Annotated in this window: 10 protein-coding genes and 1 pseudogene; 5 read left to right on the top strand and 6 right to left on the bottom strand. The window is 52.1% G+C overall.

Annotation, left to right across the window (positions count from 1 at the left end; all coding sequences use genetic code 11):
- The first annotated feature begins 663 nt into the window (after positions 1-663).
- The 4 genes from CHH28_RS01565 (at position 664) to yghU (ending at position 3,666) form a co-directional block, all read left to right on the top strand.
- Positions 664-1,236 carry a Crp/Fnr family transcriptional regulator gene (locus CHH28_RS01565; protein WP_094058663.1) on the top strand — a complete coding sequence of 191 codons (573 nt, stop codon included), beginning with the start codon at positions 664-666 and terminating at the stop codon, positions 1,234-1,236.
- Between the two features lie 86 nt (positions 1,237-1,322).
- Complete coding sequence (locus CHH28_RS01560; protein ID WP_094058662.1) at positions 1,323-1,775, top strand: GNAT family N-acetyltransferase; 453 nt, start codon at positions 1,323-1,325, stop codon at positions 1,773-1,775.
- A complete protein-coding gene (locus tag CHH28_RS01555; protein WP_094058661.1) occupies positions 1,772-2,638 on the top strand; it encodes a DMT family transporter in 867 nt (288 codons plus the stop codon). Before CHH28_RS01560 ends, CHH28_RS01555 begins: the two co-directional genes overlap by 4 nt.
- A 182-nt stretch (positions 2,639-2,820) precedes the next feature.
- Positions 2,821-3,666 carry a glutathione-dependent disulfide-bond oxidoreductase gene (gene yghU, locus CHH28_RS01550; RefSeq protein ID WP_094058660.1) on the top strand — a complete coding sequence of 282 codons (846 nt, stop codon included), beginning with the start codon at positions 2,821-2,823 and terminating at the stop codon, positions 3,664-3,666.
- A gap of 49 nt (positions 3,667-3,715) precedes the next feature.
- Here the strand turns inward: yghU and CHH28_RS01545 are convergent, their stop codons facing one another.
- From CHH28_RS01545 to CHH28_RS01520, 6 genes and pseudogenes are all read right to left on the bottom strand, one after another.
- Positions 3,716-6,811: an efflux RND transporter permease subunit gene (locus CHH28_RS01545; RefSeq protein WP_094058659.1), complete on the bottom strand. Its 3,096-nt coding sequence runs from the start codon at positions 6,809-6,811 to the stop codon at positions 3,716-3,718.
- A 2-nt stretch (positions 6,812-6,813) separates the two neighbouring features.
- On the bottom strand, positions 6,814-7,893 hold the full coding sequence (locus CHH28_RS01540; protein ID WP_094058658.1) for an efflux RND transporter periplasmic adaptor subunit: 1,080 nt from the start codon (positions 7,891-7,893) through the stop codon (positions 6,814-6,816).
- A 248-nt stretch (positions 7,894-8,141) separates the two neighbouring features.
- The gene (locus CHH28_RS20320; protein WP_332881225.1) at positions 8,142-8,534 is read right to left on the bottom strand and encodes an HD-GYP domain-containing protein; all 393 of its coding nucleotides are present in this window, start codon (positions 8,532-8,534) and stop codon (positions 8,142-8,144) included.
- A 113-nt stretch (positions 8,535-8,647) separates the two neighbouring features.
- Positions 8,648-10,714 (bottom strand): annotated as a pseudogene (locus tag CHH28_RS20315) (transporter substrate-binding domain-containing protein); the annotation flags it as partial.
- Between the two features lie 843 nt (positions 10,715-11,557).
- Positions 11,558-12,460 (bottom strand): hypothetical protein, encoded by a 903-nt coding sequence (locus CHH28_RS01525; protein WP_094058655.1) that lies wholly within the window; start codon positions 12,458-12,460, stop codon positions 11,558-11,560.
- 79 nt (positions 12,461-12,539) lie between these two features.
- Positions 12,540-12,965 (bottom strand): hypothetical protein, encoded by a 426-nt coding sequence (locus tag CHH28_RS01520; protein ID WP_094058654.1) that lies wholly within the window; start codon positions 12,963-12,965, stop codon positions 12,540-12,542.
- Between the two features lie 57 nt (positions 12,966-13,022).
- On the opposite strand from CHH28_RS01520, the gene CHH28_RS01515 reads away from it, so the two are divergent.
- Positions 13,023-14,291 (top strand): hypothetical protein, encoded by a 1,269-nt coding sequence (locus CHH28_RS01515; protein WP_157729720.1) that lies wholly within the window; start codon positions 13,023-13,025, stop codon positions 14,289-14,291.
- Positions 14,292-14,331: the final 40 nt, after the last annotated feature.

Here is a 14,331-nt window from a genome sequence, read left to right as displayed (position 1 = left end):
GCCAAATATCTTATGAAAGGCTAGGAGTTATAATAGATGTGCCTCAATATACTACTTTTGTATAATTGTGATTGGCACGATAGGTCGCATAGAAGATCGAACTTTTCAGCTTATGTGTTCTGGTGTTGCCCGCACCGAGGAGAGGCAGGACTGATTCTATGGGTAACATTGTGGTGCAGTTGTAACCATTTGTAGCTGCTACTTTTGTGATCTATAAGTGCCTGTGATGAAAGTAAAAATACCATTTATCAAGCGATTTATTGGTCGTTATTAGAGCAATTTTGTAATCAAAGCTCCGTGTTGGAGCATTTTTATGGCAGTGACGCCGCACTTGCTGAAGTGCACTAATAGCCAGTGCATGACGTTTAACAATAGCCTATGAATCCGCAGCTCGCCGTTTGAGCTCGCCCTTTGGGAATTTAGCCTTGCCAGGACTGACACCAACGTGCCCCGAAGAGCTGGAGTCCGTTTCTCCATGAGTCGCGTTATTCGTTGCCTATTTAACCCGCCAAACCACACTTCTCATGCCTTACTCAAACAAACTGACTTCCAGCAGCAAAGATATAAATAGTGTTAACAGGCCTTAGCAATGAGCTTTGCCAGTCCAATACGGCTCGGCGCTCTATGCCATAATCTCTACCGTCTCAATTGATAAACACTTTTATGAAAACGGCATTTGTCCACTTCTTACATCAGCAAGGCTGGGTCGAGGCCGATATTGAGTTGATGGTTCAACAGGCCGAGTGCCGCACAGTGCCAGCGCGCAGTTGTCTGGTAGCGCAGGGACAACACTTGAGTCATATCCATTGGCTCTACTCTGGGGTCGGTCATGCTTGTTATCTGACAGAGCAGGGTAAGGCGTTTAGCAAGGAGTTTTACTGGGAGGGGGATTGGATCATTGGTTTTGAGCCCTTAATCAGTGGCTTGCCTGCGCCATATCAGCAAGAAACCCTCAGCGAGTGCCAGCTGGTGTCGTTACCGGTATCGCTATTGGAGCAGTGGCGATATGCCCAGCACCCGGTTTATGTGCGGTTGGTCGAAACACAGCTGAGGCACAAAGAAAACAAAGAGCGCATCTTGCTGCTCAACAGCCCGGAGCAGCGTTATCTCTACTTTTGTCAAAATTACCCGTTTCTGATCGGCCGTCTGACGGACTATCAGATCGCGGGCTATTTAGGCATCACACCGATCAGCCTCAGTCGCATCATTGCGCGATTAAAAAAGCGCCAGTCTTAGCCAGCGGCATTCCCTGGTTAACAAAGGTTAATGCCTTTCCATAGCGATGTGATTACTCTGCGCATCCCTGTAACGGAGTAGAACGCATGACACGCTGGACCTTATTACCACTCGCTGAAATGACGGCGGAGCAAGTGTATCGATTGCTGCAACTACGCAGCGAAGTGTTTGTGGTGGAACAAACTTGCCCCTATCAAGACATGGACGATAAGGATCTGTTGCCTGAAGCATATCAGTTGGTGGGTTGGATCGACGATCAGCCCGTTACCTGCGCGCGTTTATTAGCGCCAGGTATCAGCTATGACGCCGCCAGCATTGGCCGTGTGGTCACCCGTCAGCAGCAGCGTGGCACAGGCCTAGGCCATGAGTTGATGCAGCAAGCGTTGCAGCAGTGCACACGCCTTTGGCCGCAGGCTGACATTGAAATCAGCGCACAGTTGTATCTAAAGGCTTTTTATCAAGGCCATGGTTTTGTGCAGATATCAGACACGTACCTTGAAGACGATATTCCGCATATCCATATGATCCGCAACCGATGACCAACACCAGCGTTGCAGTCGCCCTATTGGTGCTTGGCAACTTTATCGCGTCGCTGGCCGATGTCAGTGTGAAAAACCTTGATGGTGATATCAGTGCGGTACAGTACACATTTTTGCGCCAGTGCATGTCGTTGCTGATCGTGTTGCCATTCTGGCTGCGCCAGGAAAGGCACAAACGCGCGCTGAGCCACAACGGTGTCACCTTGGTGCGCGCTCATCTGATTATGGTCGGCAGTGGCTGCACCATGATGGCCATCACCTATCTACCACTGGCGACGGCCAATGCCATTTTTTACACCGCCCCTTTGATTATGTTGCCGTTGTCGGTATGGCTATTAAATGAGGCGCCCAAGGCGAGTAAAGTGATTGGCAGCTTGATCGGCTTTGTCGGTGTATTGGTGGTGCTTAGGCCATCACAGTTTCATTGGGCTGCATGGTTTGCTCTGGGAACCGCCGTCAGCGTGGCCATCTTTCACTTGTTAGCAAGGCGACTGCCAGCAGAGCAAAGTGTGGTAACAACACTATTTTGGACGTCGCTTTTTTCATTGCCAATAAGCGGCGTGCTGGCGCTAGCGTACTGGCAACCATTGAGCTGGCCGCTAGTAGGCTGGGTATTTATGACCGCCGTGTGTGTATTGGCTTATAACGGCTTGGCGGTACTGGCGTATAAAAAAGCCCCAGCGGATCAAATATCGATGGCGGAATACACCGGGCTGATTTTTGTGACCTTAATGGGCATTGCCTGGTTTGCCGAGGTACCCGATTGGTTGAGCTTGTTCGGTATGGCGCTGATCATTGTGCCGCTGCTGCCTTGGCGCACCTTAGTGCCCAAGCTAAAGCACTGGCTGCTAGGTTTGGCTTAACGCCACAGTCATCGCAGTGTTGTCATTTAACAACATCGCCTATGGTTAAAACGCAGTGTTTCATCTGCGAGAGGCAACCATTGCTGGCCTGCTGAGGTCCATTGGCGTCACTCTCTAGTACAACCGAGTAGTACGACCGAGTAATACGACCGAGTAATACGACCGAATTATGAGGAAAAGCGATGAGCGATCAATACGTTCCCCCGCAAGTCTGGACCTGGGAGCAACCCAGCGGTGGCCAGTTTGCCAGCATCAACCGGCCAGTGGCCGGTGCCACCCATGACAAAGACATGCCGGTGGGTGAACACCCGCTGCAGTTATATTCGCTGGCCACGCCCAATGGCGTCAAAGCCACCATTATGCTGGAAGAGCTGCTGGCATTGGGTCACCAAGGTGCAGAATATGACGCTTGGTTAATTAACATTGGCGAGGGCGATCAGTTTGCCAGTGGTTTCGTTGAGATTAATCCGAACTCAAAAATTCCAGCCTTGCTCGATCGTTCCGGCCCTGAGCCTGTGCGGGTGTTTGAGTCCGGCTCGATATTGTTGTACTTAGCTGAAAAATTCAATGAGCTATTGTCGACTGATGTATCTGTGCGCACTGAAACGCTTAACTGGCTATTTTGGCAGATGGGGTCCGCGCCTTATTTGGGCGGCGGCTTTGGCCATTTCTACGCTTATGCGCCAGAAAAATACCAGTATCCCATTGATCGTTTCACCATGGAGGCTAAGCGCCAACTAGACGTGTTGGATCGCAATCTGGCGCAGCGCCAGTACATGGCCGGCGATGAATACAGCATTGCTGATATTGCCATTTATCCTTGGTATGGCGTACTGGCACGTGGTGAGCTGTATAACGCAGCCGAGTTTTTGGCGGTGCAAGACTACAAACATGTTCAGCGCTGGGCCGAAGAGATTGCCGCCCGCCCGGCAGTGCAACGCGGTCGTAAAGTTAACCGCACTTGGGGCGAGGCTCATGAGCAGGTGAGTGAGCGCCACCGGGCGGAAGACTTGGATACCGACCAATAAAAAAACGCGGCCTAGGCCGCGTTTTTTTATTAACGGCATAGGTCACCTATCAGGTTTTTACCCGCTCCCGCAGCGTTTGCATGACAACGTATAAGGCCGGAATCAGAAAAATGCCGATCACGGTAGCGAACAGCATACCGGAAAGCACAACAAAACCGATGGAAATGCGGCTCATGGCGCCAGCGCCGGTGGCAGCAATTAAAGGTGCAACACCCAAAATGAAGGAAAACGCCGTCATCATCACCGCGCGAAAACGCAGGCTGGCGGCTTGCTCCGCTGCTTCTAAAATGGATTGACCTTCTTCCCGCAGTTGCTTGGCGAACTCGACAATCAAAATGGCGGATTTACTGGCCAGACCAATCAGCATCACCAGGCCGACTTGCGCATAAAGGTTGTTATCGAGACCATTGATTAAATACAGCGGTAGCAAAGCCCCCATCATGGCCACACTGACGGATAAGATTACCGCTACCGGAATGGTCCAGCTCTCGTACTGCGCCACCAAAAACAGATATGCAAACAGCAGAGATAACGAGAAAATCAGCACCACATACCCGGCAGATTCTCGTTCCTGCTGCGCCGTACCGGTCCAGTCGAGGGAATAACCTTCGGGCAGCACCGTCGCCACAATGGCTTCAACTTCGCTCATCACCTCACCGGTGCTCAGGCCGTCGGCGGGTGTGATGTTCAGGCCCGCACTGCGGTAGGTGTTGTAGCGATCCAACTTCTGCGGCCCCAACACTTGGCGCACATCAACGATGGAACCAATGGGCACCTGAGCACCGCTGGCGGACTGCACGTAAATATCATTGATGTCGGCAATATTATCGCGAAAACGGCTTTCAGCTTGCAGCATCACGCGGTAATTGCGGCCATACAAGCTGAAGTCATTGACGTAAGATGACCCCAGCTGGCTTTGCAGCGTGCTGAATACCATGGCCGGTGAAACATTCAGGCTGGCGGCTTTCTCACGGTCGAGCACAATTTCTAACTGTGGATTATTGGCATTGTAAAAACTAAAGGCCTGTTTGATTTTGGCAGAATCGTTGAGCGCCAAAATCAAGCTATTGACCACTTGCGACAGCGCCTGCGGCGTATCATTGGCCAGGTCGAGCAAGTTGGCTTCCAGGCCACCTGCGCTACCCAAACCTGGAATCGGGGGCGGGGGAAAACCAAACGCGTTGGCACCTGGCACGGCCTGCAGTTGCTGCGACATTCGCTGGAAGGTAACGTACCAGGGCGTATCCGGTCGCTCTTCCCAGTCTTTTAATACCGGCAACATAAAGGCATTGCTCGACGCCGCTCCGCCAATTAAGCCAAAACCCGACACCATCATGGTGCGTTCAATTTCCGGAATATCGCGCAAGCTCTGGTCGATTTCTACCGCCAACTCGGTGGTGCGATTCAGCGATGCACCTTGTGGGAGTGAAATGTCGACAAAAAATGCCCCTTGGTCTTCGTAGGGGATAAAGCCCGTGGGCGTTGCTTTAAATAAATAGCCAGTAGCAATAAAAATCACTGCCAGCATGGCCAGCGTGACGGGTACGCGTTTATTGAGAAACACAGCGCCGAGCACGTACTTTTTCCGGGCGGCATCGACCTTGCGGTCAAACCAGGCAAAAAAGCCTTTGGCCTCGCTGTCGGGTTTCAGCAACAGAGCGCATAACGCTGGGGATAAGGTCAGGGCATTGAGTGACGACAAGGACACTGCGACGGCAATGGTCACAGCAAACTGAGTGTACAGTTTGCCGGTTAAACCCGGCATAAAGGCGACAGGAACAAACACCGCTAATAATACTAATGTAGTGGCAATCACCGGGCCAAAGACTTCACCCATGGCTTTGTCGGTGGCCTCCTTGGCGCTGATATTGTCTTCTTTCATATGCCGTTTGACGTTTTCCACCACCACAATGGCGTCATCAACAACGATACCAATGGCCAAAATCAAGGCGAACAAAGAAATGGTATTGATGGAGAACCCGGCCAGCTGCAGTGCCACGAAGGTACCTACTAGAGACACAGGAATGGTGGCTGAAGGAATCAGCGTGGCGCGCCAATCACCCAAAAATAAGAAGGTAACCGCCACCACTAAAATAAAGGTAATGACCAGAGTTTCGATCACCTCGTTAATGGAGGCGCGCACAAACTTGGTGGAATCGTAAAATATCTGGTATTCCAAGCCTTCGGGGAAGTACTGGCTTAAGCGCTGCATTTCCGCTTTGACTTGATCGGCAACGTCCAAGGCGTTGGCGCCCGGGCTTTGGTACACACCGAAGGGCACACCGGGTTTGCCATTGACGCGCATCTCAAAGCCATAGGTTTGTGACCCCAGCTCAACTCGTGCCACATCTCTTAGATAAATGCGCGAGCCATCACTGCTGGTTTTCACAATGATGTTGTTGAACTCGTCCACCTCGCTAAGACGGCCTTTGCTGGTAATGGTGAATTGAAACTGTTGCTCGTCTGTGACGGGCGGCGCACCAATTTGCCCCAGTGCCGCTTGCACGCTTTGGTTCTGAATGGCATTGCTGATGTCATTGGGGGTGAGCCCTAATGCTTGCAGACGGTCAGGATCAAGCCAAATACGCATACCGTATTCCAGGCTGCCGAACTGACTGGCACCACCGACGCCATTAATGCGGGCAATGGCGTCTTCGACGTACAACGACGAATAATTGCTCATAAATAGGTTATCGAGGCTGTCGTCGGGCGATGTCAGCGCAATGACCATCAACATCGAACTGGATTGTTTTTGTGTCGTCACGCCGCGGCGCACCACATCCTGCGGCAAACTAGCGGAGGCCAGTGCGACGCGGTTTTGCACATTCACCGCAGCTTGGTCGGGGTCGGTGCCGACTTTAAAAGTCACCGTCAGGGTATAACTGCCATCATTGCCACTGGTGGAGCTCATGTACAGCATATCGTCGACGCCGTTGACCATGGACTCGATGGGCGTGGCAACGGTTTCTTCCACGGTCTGTGCATTGGCACCTGTGTAGGTGGCTTTGACCTGCACCTGAGGTGGCGTAATGTCCGGATACTGAGTCACGGGCAATGCCGTCACTGCCAGAATGCCGGCCACAATAATGACAATGGAAATGACCAGCGCAAACTTAGGCCGGTGAATAAAAAAACGGGAAAACATAATTATTGCTCCACGGCGTTAACGGTCTGGCCGTTACGTACTTTCTGCAGCCCCTGCACGATGACACGCTCACCCGCCGTTAACCCGGAAATAACGATCCAGTCGGCGTCCATTTGTTCGCCCAGTGCCACACGGCGTTGCTCGACAGTCTGCTGATCGTTGACCACCAACACAAAAAAGCCATCACGGTCGCGCTGGACCGCCGCTTGCGAGACGGTAATGACGTCGGTTGCGTCTCTAGGTTCTAGGGTGACACGCACAAACTCTCCCGGCAGCAGCAAGCCTTCTGGGTTGGGAAATTGCGCACGTATGGCCACCGAGTCGGTTTCGGTGTTCACTTCCGGTGCGAGAAAGTCGAACTCCCCGGCGTAAGAATAGGGCTGGCCATCGGCCAGAATCAGATACGGCACCATGTCCGCTTCTTCCAGGCTGGGTGACTGGCGCCGAGCCTGCAATAGGATTTTGTCTGATACCGATAAATCGACGTACACCGGGTCCGTTTGCACGACGGTAGCCAATTGGCTGGTATTGGCGGCCACCAAGTTGCCACTGTTGATCATGGCGCGACTAATGGTGCCGCTAATGGGGCTGACAATATCGGTGTAGCTCAGATTCAGTTCGGCTTGCTGCAATTGCGCTTGGGCTTGCAGCACCTGGGCTTTGGCCTGATCAAAGCTGGCTTCAGCGGACTCTAACTGTGCCTTAGACGTAGCGCCAGTTTTTCTCAATGTGCGCTGGCGGCTCAATTCCGCGCTGGCTTGTTTCTGCGTTGCCTGTGCGCTTAATAAAGCGGCTTTGGCTTGCTTGAGCTGGATGTCGTACGCCACTTTTTCAATGCTGAAAAGCGCGGCGCCTTGTTCTACCCGGGTACCTTCAACAAAATGACGCTGCTCTAATATCCCGCTCACGCGTGGAATAATTTCCACACGCTGCACCGCGCTGATGCGTCCGGCGATTTCAATATCCGGCCGCGCTTTGGTTTGCTGCACGGAGTCAACAATCACGGCGGGCAAATCGTTGGCGTTAGCCACAGCACTAAAAAGCACCGTGGCCAGTAAAAAGCGAATGCAAAGGTTCATCATACCGGTTCCTTGGGTGAAGCAGAGTCAGTAATGGGGTGATTAGGGGCCGCGTATGATTCATAGATACGCAGGCCGGTTCCAGTTCACCCTAGTCAACATACAGTAAAAGTAGCCGTGGTTAAGCCGTTTGTGTCAACTTGGCCGTCAGTCTTGTATTCGGTCTGCTTTTTTCATTGATCCGGCCGCGTAGCAGGTGCCGTGTATTAAACAAACTGAATGAAAAACCGAAATAGCACATCACCGCCACTTTAAGCCTTAGCCGACTGTTGGCTGCTCTCAGCTGTGCGCTGAGCTTTGGGCCGTGTTGAGGTCAGATAGTCGTCAATGTTGATGTCGTCTATTTGTTCAGGCTTTAGGTATTTCTGCGCATAACGCAAGTACAACCCGCTGCTCAGCAGCAACTCAAAAGCATCGCGGTCGAGGTGCTGGTCTTTGACCATAAATGACAGAATGTTCAGTGTTTGGCTCAGGGTTTTGCCTTCTTTATACGGTCGATCGGAGGCGGTTAGGGCTTCGAACACGTCAGCAACGGCCAGCATACGTTCTGGTATCGACAGTTGTTCCGCCGACAGCTTGCGTGGGTAACCACTACCGTCCATTTTTTCGTGGTGGGTGGAGGCGTAGCGCGGAACGGATGCCAACTCGGGGGAAAGGGCAGTGCTTCCAGCATGCGAATGGTGGCAATAATATGCTCGTTGATTTTAAAGCGCTCTTCCGGCGTTAAGGTGCCGCGTGAAATCATCAGGTTATGCAATTCACCACGGTTGTATAGATACTCCGGCGCTTCAATCTGGATGCCTAAGGACTCCATGTAACTCAGGTCATGCTCGCGTTCGATGATGTGTTCGGGGCCATCTTTTAGCAGCGGTTCGGTCACTGGCAAATCTGCCGCTGGGCCAGCAAAGCGCTTTATTTCAGCGATAGACAGGCCCAGTCGGTCGTCAAAGTGCCTTTGCCAAGTCGTATCTGCCAGTTGCTGTAAGCGTTGTTGTTGTTTGGCGTCATCCTGATATTCACCGCCAATATTACAGCTGGCAATAAATTCAAAGTCGTCTTTCAGTTGTTGCTGCTTTTCATCGCATTGTTGCTGCCATAAGGACTGTTGTTCTGGATTCGCCAACGTTTGACGTAAACGGGTGATTTCAGCGTCGCGCCACAACACTTCGAAACGGGTGCGTATTTCATGAATACGATTGTGGATGGTTTCTAACTTAGTGGCCTTGTCTACCACGTATTCGGGTGTTGTTACTTTGCCACAGTCGTGCAGCCAGGCAGCAATGCGCAGCTCTCGCCAAGCGTCGCGCCCTTCGACGCTAAAGTCTTTAAAGGCATCGTCTTGGCTGTCATCGGCGGCTTTGACCAACAGCAGCGCCAGCTCTGGTACTCGCGCGCAGTGACCACCTGTGTAGGGTGACTTTTGGTCGATGGCATCGGCAATCAGTTGAATAAAGGCATCCAGTAAGTCGCGCTGACTTTGTTCTTGTTGCTTGATGGTTTGCACCATTTGCACGATGGATTCTGACAATTGATCCAGTTCCAAAATGCGTGATGGAACATGTTTCACATGTGACTCTCGGTGCATTCGAATTTTGTCATTTTCGGCGGCCAGTTCGCGTACCGGGCGAACGATTGGGTAGGCGAATGCCCAAGACAGCGGCAGAATCAGCGCCAGTATGGCGGCACTGATGGCAATAGAAATTTTAACTTGCTGCATAAATGGACCGTCGACCACGGCTTGCGGCACCAGCACACCAAAGTAGCGATGCTGGCTATTGGCCGGGTTTTCTAATGTACGTACATAGGCATAGTAGGGTTTGCCATTGTGTTGCAGCGGCACCAGTGCATGCTGTGATACTTGTGCCTGAGCCTCCAGCATGGCTGGGGGAACGCGATTACTGCTGGCAGGGTGCGCGTTGTACGGGTCCAGCCAGCGCGACTTGAGGGTTTGTAGATGTTGCTCGGGAATCGCTGCGATGGCTTTGTTTAGTATGCGCTGCAATTGCGTATTTTCAGGCTGTACCAACATCACCAGTTGTTCGAGTGACTCATTGACCGTTAATCCAATGTGGTTACTGATTTTGATGTCATTAAGGTAATAGCTGCTTTTTAAAGTACGCAAAACCACGGCGTTATCCAGCGCCGCGTCGGCTAACCCTTGTTGCACCCATTGCATGGCTTCGAGGGTGGACTCTGCTTGGCGAATCTGAATATCAGGAAACTGTTGTTGAACGATGGGAATAACCGACCAGCCTGCGGGAATGGCCAAGGATCGGCCCGCCAGCTGTGACAGGCTTACTCCGTCTTGCTTGGCTGCCAGAGCAAAGGGCAGGGTAGCGTAAGCAGTCGATGCCAACCCCCAATGACGGTTGGCATCGGTTAAAAAAACCGAATGCAGGATATCCAGCTCGTTATTTTGAAAACGCTCCACCAATTGCTCCCAGCTAAGGCCGTTGACGAAAGTCATTTCCATGCCTGTTATCTGAGCAATCATGTGCAGTAAATCGATGGAATAGCCGCGCGGTTGGCCCTCTAGCGCAAAGTCCATGGGCGGCCAGTTCAGTTCATTCGAAACGCGTAAAGTGTCTTGTTGTTGCAGCCACCGTTGTTCCTCATCGGTGAGCACGAGGGTGGGTAGATAGCTGCTCAGGGTGGCAGGGCCATGCTGACTGCTGGCAATCAGGTCGCCGCTTTGTTGAAAAATATAGGCATGGCCAGAGTGGGTGCCAAAGCCTTGTGTCTGCAGGAAGTCGGACAATGTCGTCAATAGCAGATCAATACCAACCACGGACTGTTGATCTGGCAGTACTTGCGACAGGGTCATGCCCGGTGCTTGCAGTTGAGCGAACAAGTAGGGCTCGGTTTGATACAGCGTCTGGCGCTGTTGTGCTTCTCGATACCAGGGGCGTTGGCGCGGATCGTAATCACTGAGTTCACTGTGCTGCCAGCGTAAATTGAAGGCGGAATCGTAATACTGCAGCTGGCGTGTGCGCTCGCCATCAACTTGCCGCACTCGCATTTCCACCCAGCGATCGGATGGGTGCGCATTGAGAGTGGCGCGGGCGGACTCGCTGGTTTCTAAATTAATCAGCTCATAAAAATATCCATCATCACGGCCAATATAGACGCCGTAGAAAGCTGGGTTTTGCTGCAGTACACGCTTAAAATATTGTCGAATGGTAAGCTCTTGGTCGGAGTCTAGCAGCGCGGGTAGCTGGGAGATCAGGCGTATGGTGTTGGCGCCTTGCTTTTCCATATTGCTCAGTTGTGACACAACCGAGTTAGACGCTTGCAGATAATGTTCCTGAGCGACATCACGTGCCATTCGTTGGCCAAAATAATACTGCAGACTGATGGCAATCAGCGCGACCGCCAGGGTCACTAAGAAAAATACCGAGACGGTGGTCAAGCGAATGCCGGCGCGCAATGTCATCCTGGCGTCCCTTTGTAGGATTTTGACTGAGTTTAGCCCGCCCAGTGTATTTTGCTGTTGATTAAAAAATCATGAATCAGAGCTGTTTTTCAGTTGTGAATATGAGTTTTAATGACTTTTTTGTCATTTTTAGCTTGGCTGTTTGCTGAGATGGCCCGCCTTATTTGAAGGCTAGGATGCTGGTCAGCAAGTCAGTTGCAGCAATATCGCCGCTTTACCGTGGATGTTTTACCGTCATAACGCAATTCTGACTCCGACGCTATTGATCCACTGTTGGTAATTAAAGTCGTCGTCTTGCTCTGCAATGGTGGAGCGATTAACGCTGTATTCGCAGCGAAAATACAGGTCGGTATGATCGAACAGATCAACGGAATGCTGGTAACTGAGAAAGAACAGCCGGTCGCTACGAGTGTCCGTATACAAAGGGTCTGGGTTGTAGTGGGTTTTTTTATAGCGACCAGACAATGTCCAGCGATGATGTCGATAACCGTGTTTATAACTGGCTTTGACATAATACCCGCGAGTGGCGAGGTATTCGTCTTGATAACGATTGTCGAAACCATGCACGGCGAGTCGAGCCGACTGCTGCAGGCCGCGCCATAAAAAGTAGCCGCCAATGTCACTGGATTGACCGTCGTAGCCATCATAGCGAGCATCCTTAGGCGTTTTTTCGGTGAGCGACCACTGGCCACCAAAGCGATGATCACCGAGCCGACGTGTCAGCTCCAGCTTGCCACCGCGATAGGCCAGTACGTCATCGCCAGACAATTGATATTGGCTGTGAGAGAGTGTGGTTTTAAGGCGATAGTCGCCGAGGTAAAAGGCCACTGGCAATGAGTAACTGTGAATGCTGGTTTCCAGCTCGTTATTGTCGAACCATTCTTGAAAATAATCGACGATGACACTGGCGTCTGTGTACTCGGCATCGACAAACTCGTAAGCCAGAAAAATACCAGCTTGAGTTTGTACATCCTCTGACTCATAGTTATCGCTGTCGGCCGCACTGAGTATCTCGTCGGACTCCAGAAAAACGTTGTCGTTAAATCCACGGCTGATATCCATTTCAACCTCAAAGGGTTGTGCCAGGCTATGCCAAGACAACAATATAAATGGGATGGCTATAAGGTAACGATTCATATCATTCTCCAGACACGCCGACGTCTATATCGAAGATGGCGCCAGAAGTGTGGTGAGCACTTCTGGCGCCCGCATTCAATCAGCTACCAAAACGCTGTTGCAGCAGCTCACGGCGCTCTTCGCGGTTGAGTGCCTGTAATTCTTCCCGCAGTGCCAGCCGGTCTTCCTCGCTCAACTCAGAGATTTGCTCTCGAATGGCTTGTCGCTCCGCACGATGTTGCTCACGCATTTCCTGACGGTGCTCTTTAAACGCCGCTAGGCCTTCTTCGGTGGAAATATCGAAGCCCAGCTCAGCGGCTTTTTCAGCGCGGCGTTGCTCTCGGTATTCTTTAAAGGCATCGCGTCCTTCTTCGGTGCTGAGGTCATAACCCAGCTCTGCGGCGTGCTCGCGAATGCGCTCTTGGCGAGCTTCGGAGCGATTCCAACGCTCGGAGGCTTCGCCAGCAAAAGTGATTGGGCTGGTAACGGCCAATGCCAGTAACAAAGTTGAAGTCAGTTTTTTCATGCTGTGCTCCTACAGGCTGTCCACATTTGTGCAGCAGCCGTGCTGTTGGTGAATAATATGTCCAGCCAGATGCTAAAGGTTGGTCAGTTTTCCGTGACCGTCTTTGTCGCTGTGAACCCAGCTGGCTCACAGCGGCCGGTGTCACAAAGTGCTTACCGGACCTGGCATTGTTTTATGCCGCGACTGCGTGCATGGTGTTTAAACGTGGCGCTGGCGGATTGGTTGACAGGCGAGATGAAAAAAATAAATAAAATTTTAAATTGGGCGGTGGAACTGCTGCGGATGGATGATATTCAACGGCTTAGCCGCGAGGGAAAGTTCGCACGACTGGCTTTAGTCGCCGCCGGACTTAACATGGTCCTGACCAACAGTGCTTTGGCGCAGCAGCATCAGAGCGATCTTCAATCGGAGCAGGCAAGCCCGCTCGAATCGCCCCAGCCCCAGCCAACCCAGCTCGAATCACCCAAGCCTAAGTCACGATGGTATCTGCAGGCAGGGCTGACCCAAGAACGGCTGGAGACACAGTTAAATCAGCAGCGTTATGAGCTGGATGCACCCGGCGCCACTGCCTCTGTCGGTTTAATGCGTGGCGATTGGAATCTATTGTTTAGCGGTCAGCGTGTTGAGCAGCAACAGTCTGGGCAATGGGAGGTGGATTATTGGTCGCGACAATGGAGTGTGTATGTTGAATATTTGTTGGCTGGTCTTGTGCCTGGTTTTTCTAAGCCGCTGGAGCAAGATTATTGGCTCGGCGTTGCCTACAGCACTGGCCAAGGCAGTGAAGACTTAAGCCAAACCTTGCCGCAAGCGCTAGCCACGCAACAGCTGAGTTTCGAAGATGACCTTTGGTCGCTGGATATCGGCACGCACAAGGGCTGGGACAATGTGCAAGGTGTTGTACTGGCCGGTCTTGCGCGGCAATCCTCGCGCTATCAACAACGTCTGCGCGTGATGGGACGCCAATCGCCACTGCAACGAGTTGACACACAAGGTGATGACGTCAGCCTGTTGGCCAATGTCAGTATTCAGGCAGCCTACTTATGGAATCTGTCCGCGCAGTGGGATGCCAGAGCGGCGTTGGCACTGAGCCGCCGTTGGCGTCTGCGTGGCGAAGGCAGTGTGCAGGCGCACAGCTTTCGCCCGCATTCGCGCACACCGGTGCAACGACAGTCAGAGCAAAACGGTCAAGCTGCGGCGATCAGCTATCAAGATGTCAGTATGACGCTGTTTTATCGCCACTGGGATGTCGGTTTTAGTTGGCAGCGCAGCAGCGAGCAGGGCTGGCCCGACGGTTATCGGGCCATCAGTCTGGGCATTGCGTTTTAGACATTGAACATCAGTTTATGCGGCCCGAGCTGGCAATCTG

Source organism: Bacterioplanes sanyensis (assembly GCF_002237535.1).
GTDB classification, from domain to species: domain Bacteria; phylum Pseudomonadota; class Gammaproteobacteria; order Pseudomonadales; family Oceanobacteraceae; genus Bacterioplanes; species Bacterioplanes sanyensis_A.
Note: the sequence above shows the minus strand (reverse complement) of the source record. Positions and strands in the feature narration are given on the sequence as shown.

Coding starts and splice junctions, on each gene's coding strand:
- CHH28_RS01565 (WP_094058663.1), top strand. CDS start 664: ATGAAAACGGCATTTGTCCACTTCTTACATCAGCAAGGCTGGGTCGAG.
- CHH28_RS01560 (WP_094058662.1), top strand. CDS start 1,323: ATGACACGCTGGACCTTATTACCACTCGCTGAAATGACGGCGGAGCAA.
- CHH28_RS01555 (WP_094058661.1), top strand. CDS start 1,772: ATGACCAACACCAGCGTTGCAGTCGCCCTATTGGTGCTTGGCAACTTT.
- yghU (WP_094058660.1), top strand. CDS start 2,821: ATGAGCGATCAATACGTTCCCCCGCAAGTCTGGACCTGGGAGCAACCC.
- CHH28_RS01545 (WP_094058659.1), bottom strand. CDS start 6,811: ATGTTTTCCCGTTTTTTTATTCACCGGCCTAAGTTTGCGCTGGTCATT.
- CHH28_RS01540 (WP_094058658.1), bottom strand. CDS start 7,893: ATGATGAACCTTTGCATTCGCTTTTTACTGGCCACGGTGCTTTTTAGT.
- CHH28_RS01525 (WP_094058655.1), bottom strand. CDS start 12,460: ATGAATCGTTACCTTATAGCCATCCCATTTATATTGTTGTCTTGGCAT.
- CHH28_RS01520 (WP_094058654.1), bottom strand. CDS start 12,965: ATGAAAAAACTGACTTCAACTTTGTTACTGGCATTGGCCGTTACCAGC.
- CHH28_RS01515 (WP_157729720.1), top strand. CDS start 13,023: ATGTCCAGCCAGATGCTAAAGGTTGGTCAGTTTTCCGTGACCGTCTTT.